General features: G+C 69.4%; 23 protein-coding genes. 6 read left to right on the top strand and 17 right to left on the bottom strand.

What is annotated here, in order from left to right; genetic code table 11:
• Positions 1 to 23: 23 nt before the first annotated feature.
• The 3 genes from M5362_RS03515 to M5362_RS03505 all read right to left on the bottom strand — a co-directional run bounded on the left by M5362_RS03515 (position 24) and on the right by M5362_RS03505 (position 1,565).
• On the bottom strand, positions 24 to 455 hold the full coding sequence (locus M5362_RS03515; RefSeq protein WP_308354843.1) for an SRPBCC family protein: 432 nt from the start codon (positions 453 to 455) through the stop codon (positions 24 to 26).
• Between the two features lie 210 nt (positions 456 to 665).
• Positions 666 to 893, bottom strand: a complete 228-nt coding sequence (locus M5362_RS33270; protein ID WP_374214399.1) for a hypothetical protein — start codon at positions 891 to 893, stop codon at positions 666 to 668.
• 36 nt (positions 894 to 929) lie between these two features.
• Positions 930 to 1,565, bottom strand: a complete 636-nt coding sequence (locus M5362_RS03505; RefSeq protein WP_260225796.1) for a carbonic anhydrase — start codon at positions 1,563 to 1,565, stop codon at positions 930 to 932.
• A gap of 927 nt (positions 1,566 to 2,492) precedes the next feature.
• On the opposite strand from M5362_RS03505, the gene M5362_RS03500 reads away from it, so the two are divergent.
• Positions 2,493 to 4,043, top strand: a complete 1,551-nt coding sequence (locus M5362_RS03500) for a PQQ-like beta-propeller repeat protein (protein ID WP_260225795.1) — start codon at positions 2,493 to 2,495, stop codon at positions 4,041 to 4,043.
• A gap of 90 nt (positions 4,044 to 4,133) precedes the next feature.
• On the opposite strand, the gene M5362_RS03495 is transcribed toward M5362_RS03500, so the two are convergent.
• The 4 genes from M5362_RS03495 to M5362_RS03480 form a co-directional block, all read right to left on the bottom strand.
• Positions 4,134 to 6,191 (bottom strand): WD40 repeat domain-containing serine/threonine protein kinase, encoded by a 2,058-nt coding sequence (locus M5362_RS03495; RefSeq protein ID WP_260225794.1) that lies wholly within the window; start codon positions 6,189 to 6,191, stop codon positions 4,134 to 4,136.
• 90 nt (positions 6,192 to 6,281) lie between these two features.
• Complete coding sequence (locus M5362_RS03490) at positions 6,282 to 8,294, bottom strand: WD40 repeat domain-containing serine/threonine protein kinase (protein WP_260225793.1); 2,013 nt, start codon at positions 8,292 to 8,294, stop codon at positions 6,282 to 6,284.
• A 138-nt stretch (positions 8,295 to 8,432) separates the two neighbouring features.
• Entirely contained in the window at positions 8,433 to 9,242 is an 810-nt protein-coding gene (locus M5362_RS03485) for a DUF6585 family protein (protein ID WP_260225792.1), read from the bottom strand.
• A gap of 230 nt (positions 9,243 to 9,472) precedes the next feature.
• Positions 9,473 to 12,691: a BTAD domain-containing putative transcriptional regulator gene (locus M5362_RS03480; protein WP_260225791.1), complete on the bottom strand. Its 3,219-nt coding sequence runs from the start codon at positions 12,689 to 12,691 to the stop codon at positions 9,473 to 9,475.
• 319 nt (positions 12,692 to 13,010) lie between these two features.
• Between M5362_RS03480 and M5362_RS03475 the strand changes: the two genes are divergently transcribed.
• Positions 13,011 to 14,165: a serine hydrolase gene (locus M5362_RS03475; protein ID WP_260225790.1), complete on the top strand. Its 1,155-nt coding sequence runs from the start codon at positions 13,011 to 13,013 to the stop codon at positions 14,163 to 14,165.
• Positions 14,166 to 14,178: 13 nt separating this feature from the next.
• Here the strand turns inward: M5362_RS03475 and M5362_RS03470 are convergent, their stop codons facing one another.
• From M5362_RS03470 to M5362_RS03450, 5 genes are all read right to left on the bottom strand, one after another.
• The gene (locus M5362_RS03470) at positions 14,179 to 15,399 is read right to left on the bottom strand and encodes an HTTM domain-containing protein (RefSeq protein ID WP_260225789.1); all 1,221 of its coding nucleotides are present in this window, start codon (positions 15,397 to 15,399) and stop codon (positions 14,179 to 14,181) included.
• Positions 15,389 to 16,081: a DUF5819 family protein gene (locus M5362_RS03465; protein WP_260225788.1), complete on the bottom strand. Its 693-nt coding sequence runs from the start codon at positions 16,079 to 16,081 to the stop codon at positions 15,389 to 15,391. Before M5362_RS03465 ends, M5362_RS03470 begins: the two co-directional genes overlap by 11 nt.
• A 162-nt stretch (positions 16,082 to 16,243) precedes the next feature.
• A complete protein-coding gene (locus tag M5362_RS03460) occupies positions 16,244 to 17,488 on the bottom strand; it encodes an ice-binding family protein (protein ID WP_260225787.1) in 1,245 nt (414 codons plus the stop codon).
• 526 nt (positions 17,489 to 18,014) lie between these two features.
• On the bottom strand, positions 18,015 to 18,188 hold the full coding sequence (locus tag M5362_RS03455) for a hypothetical protein (protein ID WP_260226177.1): 174 nt from the start codon (positions 18,186 to 18,188) through the stop codon (positions 18,015 to 18,017).
• Positions 18,189 to 18,212: 24 nt separating this feature from the next.
• Positions 18,213 to 18,569: a PRC-barrel domain-containing protein gene (locus tag M5362_RS03450; protein WP_260225786.1), complete on the bottom strand. Its 357-nt coding sequence runs from the start codon at positions 18,567 to 18,569 to the stop codon at positions 18,213 to 18,215.
• Between the two features lie 992 nt (positions 18,570 to 19,561).
• Here M5362_RS03450 and M5362_RS03445 point away from each other — a divergent pair.
• Positions 19,562 to 19,906 (top strand): hypothetical protein, encoded by a 345-nt coding sequence (locus M5362_RS03445; RefSeq protein WP_260225785.1) that lies wholly within the window; start codon positions 19,562 to 19,564, stop codon positions 19,904 to 19,906.
• A 1,029-nt stretch (positions 19,907 to 20,935) separates the two neighbouring features.
• Here the strand turns inward: M5362_RS03445 and M5362_RS03440 are convergent.
• The 4 genes from M5362_RS03440 to M5362_RS03425 form a co-directional block, all read right to left on the bottom strand.
• A complete protein-coding gene (locus M5362_RS03440) occupies positions 20,936 to 21,208 on the bottom strand; it encodes a hypothetical protein (protein WP_260225784.1) in 273 nt (90 codons plus the stop codon).
• Between the two features lie 41 nt (positions 21,209 to 21,249).
• Entirely contained in the window at positions 21,250 to 21,516 is a 267-nt protein-coding gene (locus M5362_RS03435; protein WP_260225783.1) for a hypothetical protein, read from the bottom strand.
• Positions 21,517 to 21,631: 115 nt separating this feature from the next.
• Complete coding sequence (locus M5362_RS03430; protein ID WP_260225782.1) at positions 21,632 to 21,841, bottom strand: hypothetical protein; 210 nt, start codon at positions 21,839 to 21,841, stop codon at positions 21,632 to 21,634.
• A gap of 5 nt (positions 21,842 to 21,846) precedes the next feature.
• Entirely contained in the window at positions 21,847 to 22,419 is a 573-nt protein-coding gene (locus M5362_RS03425; protein WP_260225781.1) for a DUF5994 family protein, read from the bottom strand.
• A 344-nt stretch (positions 22,420 to 22,763) separates the two neighbouring features.
• Here M5362_RS03425 and M5362_RS03420 point away from each other — a divergent pair, with 344 nt between their 5' ends.
• The gene (locus M5362_RS03420; RefSeq protein WP_260225780.1) at positions 22,764 to 23,246 is read left to right on the top strand and encodes a DUF5994 family protein; all 483 of its coding nucleotides are present in this window, start codon (positions 22,764 to 22,766) and stop codon (positions 23,244 to 23,246) included.
• Positions 23,247 to 23,457: 211 nt separating this feature from the next.
• Positions 23,458 to 24,312: a helix-turn-helix transcriptional regulator gene (locus M5362_RS03415; protein WP_260225779.1), complete on the top strand. Its 855-nt coding sequence runs from the start codon at positions 23,458 to 23,460 to the stop codon at positions 24,310 to 24,312.
• A gap of 143 nt (positions 24,313 to 24,455) precedes the next feature.
• Here the strand turns inward: M5362_RS03415 and M5362_RS03410 are convergent, their stop codons facing one another.
• Positions 24,456 to 24,638: a DUF6381 family protein gene (locus tag M5362_RS03410; RefSeq protein ID WP_374214398.1), complete on the bottom strand. Its 183-nt coding sequence runs from the start codon at positions 24,636 to 24,638 to the stop codon at positions 24,456 to 24,458.
• Between the two features lie 165 nt (positions 24,639 to 24,803).
• Between M5362_RS03410 and M5362_RS03405 the strand changes: the two genes are divergently transcribed.
• Complete coding sequence (locus tag M5362_RS03405) at positions 24,804 to 25,214, top strand: hypothetical protein (protein ID WP_260225778.1); 411 nt, start codon at positions 24,804 to 24,806, stop codon at positions 25,212 to 25,214.
• Positions 25,215 to 25,373 lie beyond the last annotated feature (159 nt).

The raw sequence follows: 25,373 nt of genomic DNA, 5'->3' as shown, positions 1-25,373 counted from the left end.
ACTCCGACCCTACGCCGGGCCCGTCAGCGGCTGTGCTCCGCGAGAGCGGACGGCAGACGCTCGGCGACCTCGTCCGCGAGCCGCTCGCACTCGTTCCTCAGGAACGGTGTGGCCAGTCTCGCCAGGCCCTTGAACCGGAAGGACGCCTGGTAGCGCAGTAGGGTCTCCTCGGCCGAGGCCGGCTCGAAGAGCATCTCGTCCCTCGCGGTCACCGTCGCGTTCGTTCCTACGAACACCAGGCGTGCGGGTTCCCTGACCTCAAGTCTGTAGGAGAGCTCGGTGGTACGCCCGCGGAAGCGTGAGGTGTTGTGCCAGGTGGCCCCTGGTCGCAGGGGCCCTTCGTCGACCCGGACACAGCGCACCGTGCCGGGATCCCACTCCTCGGTGTGCTCGAAGTCCTCCAGATAGGAGACCGCCTCGTCGAGCGGGGCGGCGAGCAGAATGCTCCGTGTCACCGTGATCACTGCGCCTACCTCCAGCGTCGGCCCTGCCGCATCGCGCGTACTCCACCCACCTCTTCGCCGGAAGGGCTCCGTGCGGATGCGGGCGCGCAGGACGACTGCGTCGAACTCGCCGGACCGGGGCCCTCCCTGTCGTCGAGCCCGACTCCTACAGCCAGTCTTTCCGCTTGAAGACGACGTACAGACTCGTGCACACCACCGCCATCAGCACGGACGAAGCCCAGGGCCGAGCCGCTCAGGCCGACGGTCGGCGAGGAGGCCGCCTTCGTCGCCGTGGGGGCAGGCGAAGACGAAATCACCGAGCATCTGCCGGGCCGTCGCCCTGTCCCGTGGGTCGAAGGCGTCGGCCCTCAGTCCGCGGACGGTGTCCGTCGGGAGGGCGACGAGGCGGCCTTGGCGCATCGCCGAGACGGCTTCGCGGAGGTCGGCCACCGCGGATCGTCGGCTCGGAGCGGTCGGAGTGCTGCGTCAGGAGCCTGCTTCGTCGCCTCCCATGACGTCGCCCCGTGACGTGACCACCCGTGCGCTACCTTCGGTGAGCTGGTAGCCCAGGCCCACGACGGCCACTTCCCCTGCCTCGACCTGCTCGGAGAGCAGACGTGAGCGGTCGAGCAGGAGGTCGACCGTGTGGCGAATGTGTTCGTCCACGATGTCGCTGTCGGAGGTCAGACCGGCCGCGCGGGCGGCGAGGACGCTCGGGGTGACGCGCTCGACGACGTCACGGACGAAGCCGCGGGCGGAGAAGCCTTCGTCCACGGCCGCGCGGGCGGCCGCGACAGCGCCGCAGGAGTCGTGTCCCAGAACGACGACCAGGCGGGCGCCGAGCACACTGGTCGCGTACTCCACGCTGCCCAGCACCTCCGAGCCCAGGACGTGACCGGCCGTACGAATGACGAAGAGGTCCCCGAGCCCCTGGTCGAAGATGATCTCGGCGGCCAGGCGCGAGTCGGAGCATCCCAGGACGACGGCGAAGGGGTTCTGCCCAGGAGCGAGCTCCGTACGGCGGGCGGCGTCCTGGTTGGGGTGCTCGGGCGCCCCGGCTACGAAGCGCTTGTTGCCCGACAGGAGGGTGTCGAAGGCCACGGCGGGTGAAGTTCTCGGCATGACGGCAGCTTAAGAGGAGGCCCCGGCCCACGCATCAGAGGGGGCGCGCGTGGCTTCCTGTGGCGGGGCTCCGCGTGCACGACACGCGGGGTCAGTGCGGACGAACGGGTTGTGTGTGCCTGGCGCTTTGCGGTCTCGCCGGCTCCGGCCGCCGGAGCGGGCCCAAGGCCCACCAGTTGCCGCTCCCCTGTCGCAGCCGCCGGCCTTTCAACAGGACTTCATCGGAAGAGCAGCGCGTTGCACCAGAGTTTGCCAGGCCTGTGGTCGGCCTTGCACGACAAGGTTGCTGCGCCTTCCCGCCAGGTCCGTACGAGGGCGGGGAGGGCCCGGTCGGCAACCCGACTCGGCGGCGAGGCCCGGGGGCCCCGGGGCGCCCCGCCTCGGGCCCCGCCGCGCCAGTGCGGTGTGGACGCCCCAGCGTGGTTCGCCCGGCGGTTTGTCATCGAGAAAGGTCAGTCACTGTGTCTCATGCCGGCGGAGCATCCGGTCTCTCGCCGACCCGCGGCGGCGGACGATGGAACGTTGCCGTGCCACCCACCCGTCCTCCCCCCGGGGATCTGGCGCTCCCATGGGCATCGCTCGCGGGCATCGCGGCCCTCGCCGTCCTGCTCGTCGTCGCCGATCCGTCCCGCGCAAGCTCCGCGGTATGGCGCGGTGACGGAAGCGAGCGGCGGACGGATGCCGCGCCCGGCTCAGCCGTGATCGACCCTCGACCAGGACGGCGGCCAGACCTCCGCCGTCTTCCTGCGCGCGTCGTCGTCTCCTTTCGGCTTTACCCGGCTCGTCGAACTGGTCGCAGCCGGCCCCGCCGGAAGGAAGCAAACCCAGCCGCCCCCACGGACCAGACCGCACCAGCCATTGCTCAGAACAGCTCCCCGGATGCCAGTACCAACGGGGAGGCCGCCCGCATCGTTATAGGGAACCCGGATGTCGCAGTCGCACGAGCCCTGGTACAAACACCGCCCGCCGGCCTGGCCCGTACCGGACAATCCGTACGCACCCGAAGGCTACGGCCCGCCGCCGCCCCGCCCGCGCCGCCGGCGGTGGCCGGTGACCGCCGTGGCCCTCGCCGTGCTGCTGCTCGCCGGCGCCGGCGTGTACGCCGTCGGTGAGCGCTCGGGACAGGACCGTGCGGGATCGAACAGCGCCGGGCAGGACGGTGCCGGTTCGGAGAGCGGCGCCCCGCCGACCACGGCGCCGCCCACGGCGAGTGCCCGCCCCACCCCCTCGCCCACCCGCATACCCACCACCGCGGAGATCGCGCAGCGCCGCATGGCGGGCGAGGCGAGCGCCTGGATCGTCGACGACCGCACCGACCTGCCCCGCCGGAACATCCCGACCGAGGACCTCTGGATCGTCGGCGACACCGCCGTCCAGGCGATCTACAAGAGGGTCGTCGCCCACCGGCTCAGCGACGGCGTCCAGTTGTGGAGCGTCGACCTCCCGACCCCCGTCTGCGAGACCCCGGTCAACCCGGCCCCCGACGGCAAAGTGGTCATCGTCCTGCAGAACGTCGAGGCCTGGAGCGGCGTCCGGTGCAACCAGCTCCGGATGATCGACCTGCGCACCGGTAAAGCGGGCTGGCACAAGAAGCTGACCGAGACCGGCGCGGGGGACGACACGATCATCGTGGACAGCGCGATCAGCGGTGGCACCGTCGCGATCGTCCAGAGCATGAAGGCCGCCGCGTACCAGGTAGCCGACGGACGGAAGCTGTACGACATCCCCATGGAGAACCCCGGAAAGTGCTACCCCGCCAGGATGGCGGGCGGCAGCAAGCTCCTCGTGGTCGCCCACTGCGCGATCAGCGCGCTGGAGAAGGCGTACGACCAGGTCCGGGAGATCGACCCGGCCACGGGCAAGGTTCGCTGGCGCTACCGGACGGAGCCGGGCCTGAGGATCGGCCAGGTGCTCTCTGTCTCACCGGCCGTGATCACCACCGCGCACAGGGAGACCCACGCCGAGGACTGGCGGGTCGTCGCCCTCGGTCCCGACGGCAAGGCCCGCAGGACCATCGATCCCCGGCCGAAGGGGTTCAAGCACTGCGGCGACTCCGTGGACACCAGCGCCAACGTCCAGTCCTGCCGGGAGGCCGTCGTCGGCGGAGGCCTCGTGCTGCTCGGGGGCACCGACCGCGTCGGCGCCTACGACCTCGGCACCGGAAAACTGGTCTGGGGCGTGAAGTCCGACGGGACCTCCTACGGCTACTACCCCTTGCGCGTCGGACCGGGCAGGACGGGGATCGTCTACCAGCTCGGCACGAGCGGTAAGGCCGGGCGGGTCTTCCGGGTCGGTCCCGGCGGCGTGGACACGATCAAGGACGTGCTGCGGCTCCCCGCGTCCACCGCGAGGGTCGAGTTCGGGATGGGGGTCGTCGGCGAGAACGCCTACGTGGGTGAGCGGCTCGTGATCGCGCCCGCCGGGCTGAACGGCGACGACGCCCAGCACGAACCCCGCATGCTGTCCTTCGCTCCCTGACATCGACGCGTCATGCCGCCGGCGGTCGTCGAGGACGACACCTCCTACGACGCACTGCTCCTCTACTTCCGAGTCCGGTCCCCGGCTACGTCAGGGCATCTGCCAGAGCAGGACCGAGTCCTTGGCTTCCATGGTGATCGCCATGCTGAGGCCGATCGCCACGGTCTTGCCGTCCGGGCTGACAGCCACCGCCTTGACCTGGCCGGGACACTCGTAGCTGCCGACTTCTTTCCCCGCGACCGTGTCCCACACCTGGACGGTCGAGCCGGCGCCGCTGACCAGGAGGCGCCCCTCCGGATGGAACGCGAGGGTCGTGGCCCAATCCTTGAACCGGATGACCTCCGAGCGGGATTCGGTGTTCCACAGCACGATATGGCCGCCGCCATGCCCGTAGGCGAGGAGGCTCCCGTCCGGGCTGAACAAGGCGACCTTGGCGTTGCGGCCGTCCTTGACCGTGCCGGTGGACTTGCCCGCGGAGGTCAGGGTCTCCAGGGAGTTCCAACCGCTGACCAGCATTTCACCGTCGCCCCGAAACGCCACAGGGCCGCCGGGTTCGCTCAGGGAGACGGCCGTGTGCTTGCCGGACGGCAGCTCCCAGAGGTGCAGGCCCTCCCCGGTGCTCGCGGCCAGCCTCTTACCGTCCGCGCTGACCGCCAGGCCCCCTGGCCAGCCCTCCTGGCTCGTGCCACTCTGGGTGGACAGCGTGAACGTGTGCACAATCCTGCCGGTGGTCGTGTCCCAGATGCGGACCCTGCCCTCCTCCGCTCTGACCAGGAAGCTGAGATCCCGGCTGAACACCACGTCCTGCAGGTACTTCTGGGCGCCGATGTGGACCGCGTCGCCTGCCCCAGTGCTCGGACTCCAGCGCCAGATGGTGCTTTTGTCGGCGCCGTACAGCTGCCGACCGTCCTCGCTGAAGGCGAGCGCCCGCCCGTCTTCGAGTCCCTTGAGGAGAATGACCTCTTCGGCTTTGTCCGGCTTCGAAGTGCCCGGCGCGGGGCCGGGCTTATCGCCGGCGCCGGACGATCTGCCTGCCTTGTCGTGGTGACGCAGCAGGATCGGCACCCCGACCGCCGTGGCGGCTGCCGCCGTCCCGAGCCCGGCGAACAGGAGCGTACGCCGCGACAGCCCGCCCGGGCGGGGCCGCTCGCCCGCATCGGCGGTGGTGCTCCCCGGCCCTAACCCCGGTGGCGGCGTACTGGGGGCTGCGGTGACGGTCGGCGGGTGGGTCGCCTGTGGGGACACGGCAGCCGCGGGTGCGCCCGCGGGAAGCATGGAGATACGAGGGTCTACGGGGCCGGCTCCCACCGCCCCCGGCCCCACAGGCCCACCCCCGCCGGCGGCTGCACGTGTCGCGAACCGCCCGGGCAGCTCATCGACGGCCGGCCGCGCCTCGGGAGCCTTGGCCAGGCACGCGGCGAGCAGCTCCCGCAGCGCACCGTCGTCGATGCCGTCGAGCGCGGGCGCCTCGTCCAGGATGCGCTGGACGATTTCGATCAGCGTGGGCGCGTCGAACGGCCCGCGACCTGTCGCGGCGAACGCGAGTACCGAGCCGAGCGAGAACACATCGCTCGCCGTTCCCGCCCGGTCGGCGCGGATCTGCTCCGGTGACATGTACGAGTAGGTGCCGATGACCGTGCCCGTCGCGGTGAGCGAGCTGGCGTCCACGGCGCGGGCGATACCGAAGTCGATGACGCGCGGCCCGTCGCCGGCGATGATCACGTTGCCCGGCTTCAAGTCCCGGTGCACAAGGCCGCACTTGTGGATCGCGGCGAGCCCTTCCGCGAGCCCCGCACCAAGCCGCCGCACGGCAGTGGCATCCAGCGGTCCGTCCTTGGCGACGACTTCATACAGCGTCGGGCCCGGGATGAACGCCGTGACGAGCCACGGGGACGCGGCCTCGGGGTCGGCGTCGACCACCTGCGCGGTGTGGAAGCCGCCCACGCGCCGCGCCGCGTCCACCTCGCGGGCGAACCGCTCCCGGAACTGCGGGGCCGCCGAGAGCTCTCGCTTGATCAGCTTGACCGCGACCTTCCGACCGCCCGGCGACGTGCCGAGAAAGACCGATCCCATGCCTCCCTCGCCGAGCCGTCCGTCCAGGCGGTAGGGGCCGACCCACTGCGGATCGTCGGGCCTGAGTGCGTCCATGGGCAGGTTCCGTCCGGTGCGAGGAGGATCAAAGGGATCAGAGGGGGCAGAGTGAGGCGGTGGCTTGAGTGGTCTCTCTGGCGCTGCTGCTTACGGCAGCCTCCAGAGCTGGACCGACGGCTCGATTCCGTCCTCGTCGGGCGCCGGGGTGCACACACCCGCCAGAGTCGTGCCGTCCGGGGTGAAGACAAGGCGGCCGATGTAGGCCCGCATCGGGGTCTTCGGATCGCCGACGACCAAGGTGGTGGCGAGATTCCCGCTGTCCGCGTCCCAGACGCTGACCGTGCGACCGACGGTGTCGGTCTTCTCGGTCTCCACGAAGCGGCCGCCTCCCACGACGATCGCCTTGCCCGAAGTCCCGGCGTCGGCGGGCCGGTATGCCGCGCTGTCGAGGTGCTCGTGCTGGTCGGTGAGCTTTCTGGCAAGTCTTCCGGAGGCCACGTCCCACAGCTGGACGCCGGGGCCGTTGGCGATGAGGGTCTCACCGTCGGGGCTGAACGACACCTCGGAGTAGTTCTCCTCCTCACCGCCGCCCAGGGTCTTCAGCAAGCGCCCGGTCGCGGTGTCCCACAATCGGATGCCGCTCTTGTCGGATTGGCCGGCGACGCTGGCGAACGTCTTGCCGTCCGGGCTGAAGGCGACGCTCCCCGCCCTCCCTTCAAGCGTCTCGCGGACCCGGCCCGTGCTCGGGTCCATCAGCTCGATACGGCCGCCGACGCCGACGGCGAGGGTCTTGCCGTCCGGGCTCACGGCCAGGCACTTGACGAAGTCGTCCTCGCTCTCGTACGCAGCCAGTTTCTTCTTCGCGGCCCCGCTGTTCGCGTCCCAGGCGAACAGCTCCATGAGGGCGCCGGAGTACAGGGTGGAGCCGTCGGGGCTGAAGGCCACCGCCCAGACGGCATCGGTGTGGCCTTCGAAGGTTGCCTTCTCGCGGCGCGCAGTGAGGTCCCAGAGCTTCAGCGTCGTGTCGTTGCCGCCCGTGGCGAGGAACTTTCCGTCCCGGCTGACCGCCAGGCTCTCGATGTTCCCTTCGTGGCCCTTGAGTTCGCCGACGGGCCTGGTGATGTCTCGGTCGGGGCTCTTGCTCGCCTTCGGCTCGTCCTTCGGCTCGGCGGGTGGTGCGTCCTTCGGCCACAGCACGAAGGCGGTGGGCCCGGCGGCCACGGCCGTCGCGGCGGCAAGCCCGCCGAACAGCACGGAGCGGCGCCGGATCGGACGGCCGTCGACGGGAGTTGTGGCCGGAAGCGGGGGAATCGCCGGAGGCATGGCCGGTACAGGAGGTGCGGCGGGGGCTGTGACAGCCAACCGGCGCAGGACCTCGGAGGTCGGCGGGCGCTCGGCGGGGTCCTTGGCGAGGCAGTGGCAGACCAGGGCGTGCAGCGGGCTGCCCACGGCGATGTCGGTGAGTACGGGCGCCTCGCTCGTGACCCGGTGGATGATCGCGAGGACGGTCGACGCGTCGAACGGGCCCCGGCCGGTGGCAGCGAAGGTGAGCACCGAGCCCAGTGAGAAGACGTCACTGGCGGGGGTCACCTGGGCGGGGGCGCGGATCTGCTCCGGCGACATGTAGGCGTAGGTGCCGATGACGGTGCCCGTGTGTGTCATCGGCCCGGCGTCGGGGGTGTGCGCGATCCCGAAGTCGATGATGCGCGGGCCGTCGGCGGCGAGTATGACGTTGCCGGGCTTCAAGTCCCGGTGCACAAGACCGCAGTTGTGGACCGCGGCCAAGCCCTCGGCGATTCCGGCGCCAAGGCGGAGCACGGCATCGGGAGGGAGCGGGCCTTGTGCGGCGATGACCTGCTGGAGCGTGGGGCCCGGGATGTACTCGGCGGCCAGCCAGGGCGATGCGGCCTCAGGGTCGGCGTCGACGATCTGGGCGGTGTGGAATCCGCCCACCCGCCGTGCCGCCTCGACCTCGCGGGCGAATCGCGCGCGGAACTGAGAGGTGGCCGCGAGCTCCGGCCGGATGACTTTCACCGCGACCCTGCGTCCGGCCGCCGATGCTCCGAGGAAGACCTGCCCCATGCCGCCCGCGCCGAGTCGCCCTTCGAGCTGGTACGGGCCGATGCGCCGGGGATCCGAAGAGGCCAGAGGCTCCACCATGGCTACGCGAATCTCCCAGATATCTGTCTGATCACATGCGGAATTCAACGACGCTCGGATGCACGAAACCGCTGGCCTGGTCGACGAAGCCCATCTGCCCGCCATCGGTGATGGCCGCGATGTTCTTGCCTGTGGGCCTCAGGACTGCCGTGCGGCTTCGTGCAGTCTCGTGGCCACGGTGTAGAAGACGGGGAAGTTCGGTATCGATGACACCGGGACGTCCATCGCGAGGAGCCGCCGGCCGTCCTCCTTGACATGCAGCCGGCCGTTGACGGGCCGCATTTCGCGTATGCGGGTCCACGGGAGGGTCTTCCCTTTGAATTCCATCCCGTTCAGACTCAGCCTGACCGTGTTGAAGGTGAGTTCCTGCCCGTGCGCCACGTCTTCCAGGGCGCGGCGCAGTTGGGTCTCGCTGACCGCCTGCACGATGGCCGGCCCCCATTTCTTGGGATCGGTGAACTCCGCTCCCTGTACATGGGTGACGATGCCTGCGTAGCGGGAGGTAGACGTCCTTCGGGTATCGCCGATGGTGAGGGCCAGGCCGTCCTCACCGATCAGCGTGTAGACGTAGCTGGATTCGGTGATGCCGTTCTTCCGAGAGTGGAGCACGTCCTGGTGGACCTGGACGGAGTCCCAGCCGAAGGTGTGGGCGTTTCCGTCGTGGGTGGTCACTACCGCGCCGTGCTGGAAGAGGTCGAGCCGCGCGTTCCTGCCGCGCCGGGCCAGCTTGATCTTTTCGATCAGCATCCATCCGAACACCACGTACATGAGTGAGAAGGCCAGTAGCGGTATCGAAGCGCCGAATGCGACGGCCATCGTGATCAGCAGCGGTGTGCCTCCGCCGACGAGGATGATGCCGCCCAGCACGTACCCGGCCCACGGCGGGCGTCTGGCCACATAGGTGGCCTGCTTCGCGCCGAGCCATGCAGCCGTGCCTGATCCGGTCATGCCGTCCCTACCCCCGGGTGTCCCGTCGTCGCCACGGTGATGTGGTGGGTCCACAACTCCGCACTCGAGTGTCACTCTGGGGCACTCCCATGTTCCGGCGCTGAAATCGTGCTGCAGGGAGCATGAATCCCGCGGCCGGACCCTCGCCGCGCCTGCAAGGCGCCCGAGGCTGCCGGCCGGTCAGTGGTCGTGTCGCGGCACGTCGTCTCTCGGAAGCGTCAGGCGTGCTGTCAGGAGCCTGGCCGGTGGGTCTCCGGACGGGAGGCTTCCAGTCCGTCTCGTGCCATCTCGTATTCGTGGGCGTGGTCGCCGGCTCCGGGCAGGGCAAGGGCGGCCCGGAACTCCTGCTGTGCGTCGGTGTGACGGTCCGTTGCCATGTAGGTGCTGCCGAGCCGGATGCGGACCCCCATCTCCAGCCATGTGCTCGTGTGTGGGGTGAGCGTCGACAGTGCCTTGTGGTGGAGGTCGACGGCCGAGCCCAGGTCGCCTCGGGTGTGCTCCGCGGCAGCCAGCCGTGACAGGGTCGCCGCGCGCAGCGGCAGGTCCTCGACCTCGCCGGCCAGCCCCGCGGCCCGCCTCAGCAGGTTCGTGGCCACCTCGTACCGGCCGAGCGCCAGCTCGACCTCGGCCACGAAGCACAGGGTGCTGCTGATCGTCCTGGGCCGGCCGTTCTTCTCCGCGAGTGCCAGGGCGGTGCTGTAGTGCCAGAGCGCCTCTTCGTGCCGTCCCAGCCGGAGATGGATGGAGCCGATGTTGCAGTGGGACACCCCGGTCAGCCAGTCGTCGGCGAGGCCGGCCGCCAGCTCTACTGCCTTGTACAGGCCGGAAAGCGCCTCCTCGGTGTTTCCCGACTGCCCCAGCACGATGCCCGTCCCGGCGATTGCGCGTGCCTCTTCTCGCAGGTCGCCCCGCGCGCGGCTGTATTGCAGGGCCTCGGCGAACCATGCTCCTGCCTGCCGGAACCGCCCCTGGTAGACGTCGAGGAGACCCACGCAGTTGCGCAGCGCCGCGGGCATCCGTCGATCGGTGGCGGCATCCGCACACGCCAGGGCGAGTTCCAGGGCGGTACGGCACTCGTGGTGGTGACCGTGTCCGGCCAGGTGGTCGACGAGTGCTTCTGCGAGCAGACACGCGTGGTCGGCGTGGCCGCCTGCGGCTGCGAAGGCCACGACATCGACGAGCTCGCCACCCATCGAGCTCAGCCACGCCGACGCCTCCCGCCACCCGGCGAAGGGCGAACAACCGTCGGTCGAGCTGGGGTCGGCCGAACCGGTGGTGAGTGCGGGGAAGCCGCCGGGCCCCCAGTCGCTGGCCATGCGGCCCGCCGCGGTGTAGAGGTGCAGAACAGCGTCGCGGTCGGCGGCGGCTTCTTCGGGGGCCTCGCCGGCCACGCGCCGCGCATGCGCCTTGACGAGGTCGTGCAGCCGGTATCGGCCAGGATGCGGCTGCTGCAACAGGCTGGCGTCTACCAGATCCTCCAGAACATCCTCGGCCTCCTCGTGAGAGCCGCCCAGCATCGAGGCGAGGGTGAGCCGGTCGAAGCGGGCGGTGGGGCTCGTTCCCAACGCGCGGAAGCCTCGCTGCAGTTCCGGGCCGAGCTGGTCGTACGAGACCCGGAAGGCGGCCTCCACGCTGCGATCCTCGGCCCGCAGCTCCGCGAGGCCGTGCGCGTCGTCGGACATCCGGCGGGCGAGAAAGGCCAGGGTCCAGGACGGGCGGCTCTGCAGCCTGGCACTCGCGATCCGCAGTGCCAAGGGCAGACCGCCACACCGCCGGGCAAGTTCACGCGCCGCCTCAGGCTCCCCGTCGGCCCGCAACTCCCCGACGAGCTCGCGGAGCAGGCCGACGGCAGCGCCCGTGCCCAGCGGCTCCACCGTGAGCCGCAGGTCGGCGTCGAGGCCGGTCAGACGCTGACGGCCGACGACCAGAACCCGACTGCCCGGTCCAGTCGGCAACAGCGGACGCACCTGCTCGGCGCTGCGTGCGTTGTCCACGACCAGCAGCAGCCGCAGGCCACTGGTGGCGGCGCGCCAGGCCGTGACGAGATCTGCCAGGTTGTCTGTGGCATCTCCGGCGTCGTCGGGTCCGTGAGTCCCGTTCGCAAGGTCCGGGAGGGCGTCGTCCTCGCCGCGAACCGCACGCAGCATCCGGCGCAGGGCCCGCTGCGGGGTGACGTTCTCGTGGGCGGCGCCGTGTGCGTGCAGGTCGACGAAGAGACACCCGTCGGGGTGGGCGTCGCCGAGCGTCCAGGCGGCACGCACCACCAAGGCGGTCTTGCCCACGCCCGCCGTGCCATCGACCGTCATCACGGAGACCGCGTCCGGCGACACGGGGGTGGTGAGGAGGGCGAGCTCCTTTTCACGCCCGACCAGGCAGGCGATGTCGCCGGGAAGTTCGTTGCGACGGCGCCAAGGGCGGGCCCGGCCGGGGAGGTCACTGCGATCGGACCCGGCGGGAACGTGAGGCTGGTCGGTTCCGCCGGGGAGGTCACTGCGATCGGACCCGGCGGGATCGTGAGGCTGGTCGGTTCCGCCGGGGAGGCCGTCTCGGCCACCGGAGGCCGAGCGCCCGGGCGAGGGGTCCTGGGGCGCAGTTCGTTCAGGGGCGAAGGCTGCGGCTGGGCGCGGGTGGACGGTCCGGCCGAGCAACGTCAGATCGTCCCGGCGCAGGACGGCCTGGTGTACGCGGCGCAGCTCCTCGCCGGGTTCCACGCCCAGCTCGTCGATGAGCCGGCGGCGTGTCTCGGAGTAGACGGAGAGCGCCTCGGCCTGGCGGTCGCTGCCGTACAGGGCACGCATCCGCAGGGCGGCGAGCGGCTCATCGTGCGGCTGTGAGAGAGGCGCCGACAGGAGGGTGTCCAAGGCAGCCGGGTAGTCACCGAGCAACACCAGACACTCCGCCCGGTCCTGGAGCAGCGCGCGCCGTTGCCGGACCAGACGTTGTCGTTCGGCAACGGCGAGCGGACCTGGCAGACCGGGCAGAGGCTCCCCACGGAACAGGCCGAGGGCCCTTCTGCCATGATCGAGTGCGGCATCCAGGTCGCCGGCGGCCTTCGCCCGTTGGGCCCTCCCAGCCTCCCTGGCGAGCTCGGCAGTGTCGGTCCGGACCCCGCTGGGCAGGAGGCGATAGCCGCCGCGCTGCCCATGGATCACCGACCGGTCCCCTTCGGTGCCCGGCCCGTCCAGAGTCTTGCGCAGCGCGTAGACATAGCTCGGCAAGACCCGGTGTCCGGTGCCCGGGGGAGAGGCCCCCCAGACGTCGTCCAGGAGCTGCTGGTAGGTCACGAAGTCGGGCGAGCGCAGGACCAGAGCGGCGAGCACCGCCTGCCGTCGCAGCGGGCCCAGCACCAGCGACGCGCCGCCGCGACGGGCCCGGACCGACCCGAGCAGATCGATCTGCAGTTCACCCCCGGCATCGGCAGTACCCGTACCCGATGACTCCACGCTCACGCCGAATCCCCATGCCCCGTCCGTACAGTGCCTGCCTGCCGCGGAAGCCCCATTGCTTCAACAGGACTTCATCGGAAAAGCAGAGTGCCACGACAGAGTCTGTCAGGCCCGTGAGAGCCGTGCAGTCAGGGACCCGCACCTTCACCGCCCGGCGCCCACGAGCCGCGACCGATCCGACAGAACCGGCGTCAGCGCCGCAGCTCGACCACGGCGTGGGATCGCCGTAAGGGGGCTCATGGTGGCGCCGGATTTTCGCTTGCGCCCTCGTAGGTGCCTCGCCAGGTTGACGCGGTCTCGTCCGATAACCAAGGAGATTCCCATGGCTGTTTCGTTGCTCACTCGCAAGGTAGGAGCGGCCGTGGCCGTGGCGGTCGCGCTCACGGTCACCACTGCCGGGCCGGTTCACGGTGCGCCGGCCCAGACCGCCGACCAGGTGATGCAGGATGGACTCAATGCGGCAGTCGCTGCCGGGTACCCGGGTGCCACGGCGCTGCTCCGCAAGGACGGAGCGAGCCAGTACCTGGCAGCGGGTGTCGGCGACCGGGCCACCCGGACGCCGACGGACCCGAAGGCGCAGGTGCGCATCGGGAGCAACACCAAGCCGTTCATCGGCGCCGTCACGATGATGTTGGCTGACCAGGGCTCGCTGTCCCTCGACGACACCGTGGACCGGTGGCTGCCGGGCGTGGTGACCGGGAACGGCAACGACGGCAAGAAGATCAAGATCCGCCAGCTGCTGAACCACACCTCAGGCGTGCCCGAGTACCTCGACAGGGTCACCGTCGACGCGTACAACAACCCGAACAAGGCTTTCCCGCCCGCGCAGTTGGTGCAGCTGGCCATGCAGCGAGCGCCGCTGTTCACGCCTGGCACGAGTGTCAAGTACAGCAACACCAACTTCATCCTGCTCGGGATGATCATCAAGTCGGTGACGGGCAACGAGCCGGCTGTCGAGGTGCAGACCCGCATCATCGACCGACTGGGCCTCACCGGCACGAGTTACCCGACGTCGGATCCGAAGCTGTACGGCAACCACGTCCGGGGGTACGCCGTTCCCCTCTACCACTGGGGCGAGCGCCCCTACGTCGACGTCACCACCCTGAACGTCCAGTTCTCCGGTGCGGCGGGCGCGATGGTGTCCACCCTGGACGACTTGGCGGCTCTCCACAAAGCGCTGCTCGACGGCACCCTGCTCTCCCCGGCGATGATGGCTCAGCTCAAGACCCTCGTCCCCTACCCCGACCAGTCCAACCTGTCCTTCGGGCTCGCACACGAAGTGGTGAACAGCCCGGGCACCTGCGGCAAGGTCTGGACGAAGGGCGGCGCCATCTACGGCTACTACACCGCCGTCCTCACCCGTGAGGACGGCGCCCAGGCCGTTGTGGCCACCAACCAGTACAACATGGCCGGCCCTGCGGGGGCCGGAGTGGCGAACCTGACCAACGCTGCCATCGACGCCCTCTGCGCTCTCTGACGTCCGCTGTCTCTCAGCCCGGGTCGGACGCGGGCCCGGTAGCGAGCGCCGTGTCCTTCTGCCCTGCCGAAGTGGCTCGATGCTTCGGGTCGGGAACGCCGGGCCTGCCTTGCGAGGGTACGGATGCAGGTCCTGCTCCTTTCCCGGGTGCCGGCCGGTACATGCCTGCCCGCCGCGCTGCGCGTCGCCACAGGTGAGGCAGGAACGTGTAGAAGCGGTCGGGCAGGAACACGGCGTCCGCAACGATCATCGCGCCGGAGAAGAGGGGCAGCCCCATGAGTACGGCGATACCGATGTGCATGCCCAGCAGCACGGTCAGAACGGGATACTTGAGCCTGCCGAAGAGCACGAACGGGAAGGCGACCTGCAGGAGCACCGTCACGTAGCCGGTGATCGCGATCGCCATCGGGTACGCGTCCACGAGGTGGGAGAGCGCGGGCCAGGGCTGGAACAGTTCGAGGTTCAGCGCGTAGTGGAGAGCGGTGCCGCCGCCCCACGTCTGGCCCTGGACCTTGTACAGGCCGGCTGACCCGTAGAGGAAGCAGACCTGCGCCGCGATGACGAACATGGCGCAGTTGTGCACCACCGTGGTCAAGGTGACGCGAGCGTCCCGGAGGTGCTGTGCGTAGGCGTTCCTCACCGGCTTCGGCGTGTTGCCCGCCCGTGCCGCCCTGACCCGGTCGCGACGTGCGTCCAGGGACCAGCGGCGTCCGCAGGCGGTGAGGACGAGGTACAGGGCCATCAGCAGGACCAGGTTGTCGCCCCCGTCCGTCATGAAGATCGCTCGTGCATGGAACGAGGTCACCACGACGGCGAAGAGGACGGACATGACGCGGGTCCGCCAGCCCAGCGTGAAGAGCGTGGACGTGACGAGAGCCAGCACGTAGCAGAGCTCGAAGTAGGCGCGGCTCTCGGACAGGATCAGGAAGCTGTTCCAGCCCGTCTGGTCGAAGAGCTGTGCTGCCAGCCCGGGCGTCCAGGGCGAGTCGGGGCCCCAGATCTCGGCACGGTGCGGGAATTCGCGGAGCAGGAAGATCAGGTAGATCAGCCCGTAGCCGATGCGCAGAACCGAGGCGGCGTACAGGGAGACCGGCCGGCCGGTGAGAAGTGCCCACAGAGCGCCGATCCGGTCGAGAAGCCACCGGCGGGCCGTGCCGGCGAGCGAAGTCTCGTGGCCGGCGGGCCGGTGCGGTGTGCCCGTGGAGGAGAGCTGGGGGATCTGCTCATTTCCCATGAGGGGTCACCTTCCACCAGGGCAGGAGTCGGTTCTCGGTGGGCGCCGGAGGGGGGCTCCCGGCGGGTGTGCCGGGCGCGGCGATCGGCAGCGTGATGACCCGGAGCTGAATGAATTCGAAGGTTCCGCGGTCGTTGTGGGCGGCGACGCGGTCGGTGGCGATGTTGCTCAGATACTTCTGCAGCATCACGGCCCGCTCCGAGCGCGCCGTGTCGCTCCCGCCATGTGTTTCGACATAGGAGCTCCAGGCGCGACGCAGAAGGTTCTGAGCCGTGTGGCTCGGAAATGCACTGTGTTCGACCGCGGAATTGTCCACGGCGGCGAGATCGAACCAGGGACTCACCCGTAGCGATCCATTGGAGTCGGTGTGTGCGGTTCTCGCCAGGACTTGCCGGTTGAAGGAGTCGGGGTCCGGGGCGAAGAGCCGCCAATTCTGTTCGAAGAGGGGGTAGACCCAGCCGTTGACCTGTGTGCTGTACCGCTTCGACACGGGGTTGGACGGAGCCACGTGCAGGAACACCACGACGACATGGACCAAGGTCGTCATCAGACACAGGACCACGGCCGTGTACAGCCCCGCCTTCAGGGCGCGGGCACCCGTGGCCGGCCTGTCCGGCGTGCCCGCTCCGTCAGGACGTGGCGGGGAGACCGGGTCGGAATCTGACTGCTGAAATTCCTTCACGGCCGCTGATTCAATTCCGCTCGACACCGCCCACCCTGGCTTTCTCGTATGTGTTGCTTGCGCCTGAGGTCGCGGCGCCTCTCACCGACGGCGCACGGCGGATTCGGTGAGGATTCCGCCGTGCGCCGTCATCCGATGAACGGGCTTCGTGCAGGCTGCTGCCTAGCCCTCGTGGTCCTCGTGACCGTCGAGGCCCGCGGGCTTGTTGCCGTAGCCGTAGTGCCCGTCCGGCTTCTCGCCGTGGCCGTCATGGCCGTGGCCCGGCTTACCGGGTCCCTCGTCGTGACCGTGACCCGGCGCGCCCTGGTCCGGTCCGCCGTGCTCCGGTCCGCCATGACCCGGTCCGCCGTGCTCCGGCTTGCCGCCGTTCCCGCCGGTGACGGCTCCGCCGGTCGTGTTCCCGGCGGTGATGCCCGACGTGTCCCCGCCCGTGGTGTTACCGGCGGTGTTGCCCGCGGTGTTCCCGGAGGTGTTGCCGGAGATGTTCCCCGAGGTGCCGCCGCTCACGAGGCCGACGCTCGGTCCGCCGATGAGGCTGCCGCCGATGAGGCCCAGGGTCGTACCCGTCGTCGTCCCGGTCGTGGTGCCGGTCGTCGTTCCGGTCGTCGCCCCGGTCGTGGTGCCGGTGGTCGTTCCCGTGGTCGTGCCGGTCGTCGTTCCACCGGTGGCGCACCCGCCGAGGAAGATCCTGTTGTTGTTGAGCGTCACCTCGCCGTTACGGGCCAGCGCCCGGCCCTCGACGCTCGCCCCCTGGTTCGCGAAGATCGAGGTCAGAGCCATGATGGTGCCGACGAAGGTAGAAGTGGTGCCGAGCGTCGCCGAGCTTCCGATCTGCCAGTACACGTTGCACGGCGAGGCGCCGTTCGTGAGCAGGATCCGGCTGCTGGACGCCGTCGTCAGGGCTTCAGGAATCTGGAACACCCAGACCGCGTTGGGGTTTCCCCCGGCGTTCAGGACCAGATCACCGGTGAGCCCGACACCCGATGTTGCCGTGTGGACGCCCGGAAGCAGCTCCTGGCCCCCGCCGATTCCTGCCGGAAGCGCGAAGTCCTGGGCCTGGCCGGCTGCCTGGTTGTACGCCACGACGAGATCGCTCTTGGCCTGAAGTGCCTGAGCGTCCGCAGGGTGCACTGCGCCGAGCACGATTCCGGGCGGGAATCCGGTGATGGCAGGGTTCGGGTGCGTCCCGAGGTCGTGGTCGATCACCGTGGGGCCGGTATTGGTGACTCCCTGACCTGCCAGGACGGAGTAGCTGGCGGTGGTGCCCAGAGGTACGGGTGTCGCGATGGCCAGTGCCTGCGTCGGCGTTACGGCGACCATCACGGTGGAAACCGTTACGGCGACGGCCGAGGCCAACCAGCCGGACAAAGTGCGACGCTGAGCCGCTTGAAAGATTTTCCGCTTCATCGAGAGGCCAATTTCTGTGGGGAGCCGTGGCGTACCGGGCTCTACCGATCGCCCGGAAGGGTTTCTTGCTACCGCGGCATATTACGCAGAAAAAATACGCGCCCCCACAGTGAACAGAGGCAGAGGGGGAATGAATAGATGTTCGGCGATGCAAGGCGCGGTGAAGATATTGGATTCATATTGCCGATCATCCGACATGCCCCCCGAATGGACAGAGCTCGATTCATCCTGATGAGGCATCCTGGCCCGCCCGCCATGAGCCGGCCCCCCCTTACGTGGGGAAGTGCCGCCAGCCAGGTGATCTCGCGAACCACCCGCAGGGCGGGCGTGCCGGTCAGTGGTCAACACATTTCGGAAGGGTGCGAGGGGGAGTGTGCATATCGAGATCAGTCAGCAGGGTGCGGATAGCCGCGTCGTCACGTCACGGACCGCCTGCACGATGTGCTCGATCGTCTCCCGGGCGCGGGGGCCTATACCCGCCAGACCGGCCGTGGCCCAACCAAGTCCCGTCCTCGCGCCCCGCGTCTCAACGAAGCGGGCGGCGCCGGCCGGAGCTCCGCAGGTGCAGAGCGAGGTAGAACAGGGCCGCGACGAGCACCACGATGCCGATGATGAGCATGTAGAGCAGTCCTTCGGCGACGACGCCGATGATGCCCAGCACGATCGCCACGATGACGAGGACCAGGAAGAGCGTCATCACGCAGCCACCTCCTCGATGGGCCGGTCAGCGGCGGGCGAGCTGTCGTTCACCGTTCACGCCGGGCTGGTAGGGCAGGCCGTAGTGTGCGAAGACCGCAGCCTCGTCCTCGGCAGGCAGGACGTCGTCCATGCCGATCGCCGGGCAATTCTTCACCAGCGATTTGTCGTAGTCGACCTTGACGTACTCGGGGCCCGCGATCGCGCCGGTCAGCGGGACGAAGACCAGGTGGTGGCGGGTGGGCAGCCCGACCTGGACAGTAACCATGGCGGGCTCGTCAGTGCTGGTGTCTACGTAGACCGCCTCGAGCACGCCGATCTTGTGGCCTCCGGCGTCGACGACGTCGTGGGTACGCCACTCTCGGATATCCGCGATCTGGATCATCCCCGGTTCCCTTCGCGTGGCGGTGTGACGGTTCCGGTGCACTCTCCAGCCTGCCTCGCAAAGCCCGCCCGCACCAGCCTGGAGGTCCTGCGTCATCGGCGACCCCGCGGGCCGTGCGCCGGTTGACGAACCGTGTCCTGGCAGTGGGGGGCGTTGGTGGGGGACGTGTGCACTGGTCTGGCCCCCCACGTCGGGCCCGCCCGGTCCGCGGCTCCGATTCCCGCCTGGTGTCGGGGCCGCGTGAGCTTCCCAACCTGGACAGCCGTCGGGCCCGTCGGCGGGTGGGTCACCACATCGCATAGCCGTTACGCGGCGAGCTCTCTGGCGGACCTTCCCGTCGCGTTCTTTCCAGGCCGCCGTACGGCAGCGGCCGGAGCAGGTTGTGGTGCTCATGAGAACGTCCGGATCGGGACAGATCCAGCGGGAACGGGTTGAACGGCGGGCCGGTGCCCGCACAGATGGGACGCCGCCGCAGCTCGCAGCACCGGGTCGGGTGCGTATGCCGCAGCCCCGGCCGAGGGCGCGGGATGCACGATGGGCGGCTGGGTGCCCCGCTCCCTCTATGTCGGGTCGTCGCTACGGCTGGTGGTGACGGTGTGGCTGGGCTGGGGGAGCACGTGTCGTTACAGGGCCCGCTGTTGAGGGCGTCGGCTGACCCGGGCACTCGCATCCTCTACCGGGTCGCCGGAGAGGACGTCACCGTCCTGTACGCGCCACTCCACCAGGTCACACGGAGCCACCACGCGCCAACGCCTCACGGACCGCCTACCTCGGCCTCGGCACAACTACTCCTGCCACGAATCGTGAAAAACCCGCCGCAGGCTCCGGGATAGCGCCTCTACGGACCGCAGCCCGTGCCGCATCCGTCGGGTCATCTCTCTTGTGACGAGATGGAGTAGGGGACATCCGAGTGGATGTCCCCTTGTGCCGCAACCGTCCTCACTCCGCGTGCTGTCGTTCTCCGCAGTTGTACGACGACTGAGGAGGCACTCATGACTGGGATTCAGGCTCTCGCCACGGCTCCGACCGCCCTGCTGGATCTTGACCCGTACCGCTTCCCTCCCGTGTTCATCGACGACCGGTACGAGGAGACGTCGACGGCTCGTGGCTCCGCAGGGTTCGGCGACTGCCCGCTCCCGGCGCCTGAGCCCTCGAGCCGCCTGTCCATTCGTCTGGAGCCGGCCGACCGCCGCCGGCTGGAGCTGCACGCCGCTCTCACCACGGCAGGTATCGCGCCCCTGCCGGGCGACCTCGATGCCATCGAGGCCCTGTGCACGCTGGACGACACCACCCACAGCACTCTCCGCCGATGGCTCAACAGGTTTGGCACCCCCTGACACATCACAAGAGTCGGCCGATTGCATCCGCCATGCTCCGCCTCCCTGCCCAGGTCGCACTTGAACCGGGATAGTCAGCCACTTCGTCGGCTGATCCCAGGAACGAGGTAGCAGATGATTCCCTCTTTGTGCTCGGCGCGGTGGCTGGCTTCTGCCTGTGATGACCCCACCGTGTGCCTGCGTGAGTGGAGACTGAGCGAACGGGGTGTGGTGCTCTTGCCTGCGGGGCGACTCTGGGACGCCTTGGCCGTCCCGGAGACGCTGGGACACCACCTGCTCAACGCTGTCACCCGCTGCGGGCAGCCAACGACCGGCCCAGTGCTTCGCAACAGCAGACGTCAGGAACTCGTGCTCCTGATGACTCCAGGCAGCCCCGCAACGAGGTTGGAGCGGGCCGCTCGGTATCTGACAACCGGGACCTGGTTGGCCGTGCCCGACCCTGGCCGGAGGGTGGCCGGGCTTTCCTGGCTCATCCCGCCCGACGGACGTGGAACGCTCTTCTCCCCTATGGATGTATATCCCGCACTCGCGCCAGGACGGTCAGCGAAATGAAGGAAGGAGCGAGGAGGGTACGCGGCCGCGCATGTGCGAGGCTCCGGAGATTTACTCGCCTGCCGACTTCCGGGACTCGATGGAGGGCTGCTCGTCTCGGATGCTTCTCCGCCCTGTTACGTCGCCTGGTCTGGGGGGCCTGCCACGATGTCTACCGATTGAGGGGCAGGTTGCCTGAGGCTGCAGAACCAAGGGACCGCGAAGTGTGATCGATGAAATGGGAGGGACGCGGGCAGCAGCGAAGAGACGCGGGGCGCGCACGGGGACCGCAGTGGTCGAGGCAAGCCGCAACCGCGGTTCGCATGCGCCGGGCCGACGGCACCGCCCGACTCTCCACGGTCCCGCCCCAGCCGCCTGACAGTCTGGAACCACACGACACGCGGCGCGATCCCGCCTCGGGCAACGCAGGTCAGTGCCGGCTCCAGTGCGCCGTCACCGACAAACGCGGCGGGACTGGTCGCGGACGTCACCGTGTGCTCAGCCGCGCTCTTCCTCTTCTGCCTCCATGCGCCGGATTCCCTGGTGGGTCAGGGAGACCATCGCGGGTGTGTTGCCCGGTTCCCAGTCGACGGTGACCAAGCCCTCGCCGGCCAGGTAGGTGCAGGCTGCGGCCAGGTCCTCCTCGGGGATGCGCAGGTCGTTCCGCAGCTTCTGCCCAGGGACTCCGAGGAGACGGTTGCCTTCGGTGGCTTCGTAAAGGGCGGCCAGGACCCGTTCGCGGTACGCCTGCCGCTCGTGCAGTGTTGCCATGACCGCGTCCTCTCGTGCGCTGGAGCTGGGGCCGACGTTCCTCAGACTTCGTCCGCGTGGGTGCCGACGCCGGTGAGGGGCCCGCTGGTGGGCAGCCACGAGCGGGACGGTTCGGCGACGGATTCGGTGTCGACGGTGAGGTGGAGCCGGGTGCCGCCTTCGGACGCCGGGCAACTGCGCTGTTCCGTGCCGGCGAAGCAGCGGCGTAGTACTGCGGCGACCGTGCGGGCGGTTTCGGGGGAGGCGGCAACGATACGGATGTCAGCGCGTCCAGCCTGCGGCAGGGTCTCGTGCTCGGTGGGGGCCAAGGCAGCGTGTTCCGTTCAGGTTGAGGGTCGAGCGTTGAGGCGAGAGGCCGGCGGGTGGGTTGTCCCGGGTGTCGGGTGCCCCACCCGCGGCCTTCGGTCGGAGGAGTGGTCTGTGTCAGGAGCCGACGTCTCCGCGGTCGCCGTGGTCGGAGCCCGATGGTGCTCGCCTGTCGTGCTTGCGGCTGCGCCGGCCGATGCCCGGCAGGGGGTCGCTGAAGTGGTAGGCCGCGATGCGTGCGTCGTGCTGGGCGTTGAGCAGGTGGATCAGGCGCATACCGAGGGCGATCATGACGGCGATCACTGCGATGAGGATGATGGTCTCCACGTTTCTCACCTCGCCGAGTCCGTGTGCGCGGTGCTGATCCGCTGTCCCATCGGGCGCCCCGGGGGTGACATACCCGCACCGCCCTCGGCCTCCCAGGCGTCTTCCCGGCTTCTCGCGGCGACGGCGCCGCCTATGACGGCGTCTGCTGCCAGCAGGCCCTCGGCCGTCAGGATGCTTCCGGGGATCGTCGAGGCGGACATCAGCCGGGCCGCGGCGGCGGGCTCGGTCTCGGGCGGGATCACCAGCAGATCCCAGCGTCCGACAGAGTACGAGAGCAGGATCATCTTGTCGGGATCCTGTTCGGTGAACCAGCCCACGTGCACGGTGTGCCCGGTGACGGGCACCTTGTGCGGGATGACCGGCCAGCGGGTGGGGTTCACGGTGACGCGTGTGATGCGCCCCCAGGGCTCTGCCAGGGCGTCGACGAGCGGCGGGAGTTCGGCTTCGAGGCCGCGCGAATGGGGCCACCAGGCGCCGTCCAACTGGCCGACAAGTGTGGTCTTGGGGGTAAGTGAAATCCGTACCGGGGCAGGGGGCGCAAGGAGGCCGGGCGCTCCGCGGTCGACAGTCGTGGTCATGTCGCGGACCCGTCCCCGGGCCGCCCGAGGGCGGCCCAGTGTCTTGATCGCCGGAAACGACGTCCGCATGGGAGCGGGTGCTCGAGGTACTCCCGGTACCTTCAGCGTACTCCGCCCCGTGGTCGGGCGAGCCGTTCTGACCAGGCGATTTCCGATCGGGCGGGACGCGCCCGAACCGAGGGCGCCCGGACACCACCGCGGGCGACACCACCGCGGGCGCGCAGACGGGCGCGCAGAGTCGAGGGCGCCCGGACACCACCGAGGGCGCGCAGAGTACGGTGAAAGCACGGCGGTATCTCGTCGGCCAAGAGGCGTCGGCGCCCCGCGCAGGCAGGCGGACCACCATGGCCGAATCCGACACCCCCACCCCCTCGAAGCTCCTTCCGGACGAGATCCACCGAGCGGTGAAACCCGGCACGGCCCTGCTCCGGCTTCAGACCACGCCCGCCCGCGAAGGGGTCCTCGACGGCGCTTGGTGGCCTCGCTCCCGGAACATCGCGACCGAGCTGCCCGCCCTGATCCAGGCGCTCACCACGCACCTCGGCCCCATCACACGGGTCGGCCTGGACGCCGGCGCCTGGGAGAAGGTCCCCACCCGCCTGGTCGTCGACGACCGGGTCGTGCGCCTCGACTCCTTCCCCGTCGACGACGACACCGTGCTCATCACCCGCGGCGAGAACGATCACTTCGCGCTGCTCGTCGTCCCGCCACGCACGACAGCCGATGCGGCGCGCGTGGCGATGGCCCGTGCGGTCGACGCCGAGAACATCACCTCGGCGGCACAGATCCTCATCGCCCCCGTTCCCGGCCCGAATCCCCCGAGTTGACCCGGTGAACTGCATCGCCACCCGCTACGAGAGGACGGCCGCCATCTGCGCGGAGCTCTGCTCTCCACGGGGCGCCATCGAACGGCAAATTACATCGTCACAATCCGTTTTCCCCGGCGCCGGCCCGGGCGGCGCGGCGCATGATCATCAGCCGGTGCTGCATGCCAACCTGCTGGCTCACGTAGTGCTTTGAGCCGGAGGTACACCGCCCGTGGCGGCGAACAACAACCCCACCGTCACAGGACGACGACTGGGAGCGGAGCTGCGCCGGCTCCGTAAGGCCAGCGGCCTGACCGGCACGCAGGTGGCGGCGCAGCTGCTGATTTCCCAGGCCAAGGTCAGTCACATGGAGACCGGCCGGCGTGCCGTCAGCCCCCGCGACGTGCGCGACCTGTGCAAGCTCTACGGCGTCACCGAGCAGCATGTCGTCGACTCCGTGATGGAGCTGGCCAGGGAATCGGGCCGCCAAGGCTGGTGGCACGCCTACGGCGACATCCCCCACAGCGTGTATGTCGATCTGGAGACGGCCGCCGCCTCCATCCATACCTGCGAGCCCATGGTGATTCCCGATCTTCTACAGACTCCCGCCTACGCGGCCGCGGTCATCGAGGAAACGATCCCCCTGGTCACTGTCGAACAAGCCGCCGCGCGCCTCAAGGTGCGGCTTCGCCGTCAGCACCGGATCTACGACCCTGCCCATCGCCTTCGTCTGTGGGTGGTCCTGGACGAATCAGCCCTGCGGCGCGTCGTCGGCAGCCGGGACATCATGCGCGAGCAACTGGAACACCTGCACACACTGAGCACCGAGCCTCACATCACTGTGCAGGCCCTCCCTCACACGGCGGGCGCTCACCCGGGGCTCTCAGGACAGTTCTCCCTCCTGCGGTTCCCCGACAGCCGCGAGGCAGTGGTGTACCTGGCGAAGTTCACCAGCGACCTCTACCTGGAGAAGCCGTCCGACGTACGGCACTACAGCGTGACGTACGCACACCTGCAGACCCAGGCCCTCAGCCCCGACCAGACCCGGCACTTCATCGCCGAGACCATCAAGCTCTATACATCATGAGCATCGGGCCGAAGAGCCGAGCTGTGACGACGACAACCACGCGCACCAGAGAGAAACCGGGGTAGCCGCCCACGCACGCCCGCACGGTCAGCAGGGCGCCGCTACACGGGGTCGGTACCCGCGCTGCTCGCCCGGTCGCTCTGCTACTTGAGTCGGCGGGCCTTGTCCTTCAACCGCTGACGCTCGTGCGGGTCCGTGGCCTGCTCCGCTTCCTCTTCCATCTCCGGCGCCTTGGCGCGCATCTGCCGGACACGGTCATCAAACTCCTCCGCGACGCTCGTGATCCACTCCCTCGGCTGTCCGACATCCCTCGGTAGGCGGGTCACACCGGCCAATCAGCGCCCCGGGTGCGCGCATCCCAGGCGGTCATCTGCCGTACCGGTTCGGAGGCCGACCCTTGAGGCGTCGTCCGTTCGGACAGTTTCGCGCGGCTGAGGTACCGCGCAATCTGGGCCGCGCGCCGGCGTCAGCGCGCCCCGTAGGGTGGTCTGATGTTCGATCGTTTGGAGATCAAGGTGTTGCCGCCGGGGCCCCGGTACCCTGCCCAGTTGCGTTTCTGGGTCAACGGCGAGGACGTGGTGGAAGAGGCGGTCGGCGAAGGCGGCCGCGGACCGTACGCAGCTGACGCGCTGCCGGCCGGCCGCCCCAGCCCTCTCCGGGCGACCGGCGAGGCGCGCCGTCTGGAACTGGGGGAACCGGACTGCACCGGTGGCTGCTGCGGCTACCTGGCCGTGGTTGTGCAGCGGTTCGGGGAGATCGTGCTGTGGTCGGACTGGGAGGTTCCGTGGGCGGCGCACACTCCCAAGCCCCACCCCTCGCCGGAACTCCACTTCGACGCGAGTCAGTACGACGCCGCCGTGGCTCACGCTGAGGCGGACCGCTGGTGGCAGGTGTACTCGTAGCGCAACGCGGCGCAATCCTGCCCGGTCCCCTACTAGCTCGGCGTCCTTGGTCAACGGGGAACGTCTCAGCCGGCCCAGGCGCTGTCGAAACTCGGGTTCTGGCTCACTTTCCGTGGACCACGCACGATGAGTGACGGGCTTCGGGCGAGTGAGCCCTGG

Source organism: Streptomyces sp. Je 1-79 (assembly GCF_025195125.1).
Lineage (GTDB): Bacteria > Actinomycetota > Actinomycetes > Streptomycetales > Streptomycetaceae > Streptomyces.
The sequence above is the reverse complement of the archived record's forward strand: the minus strand, read 5'-3'. Positions and strand labels throughout refer to the sequence as shown.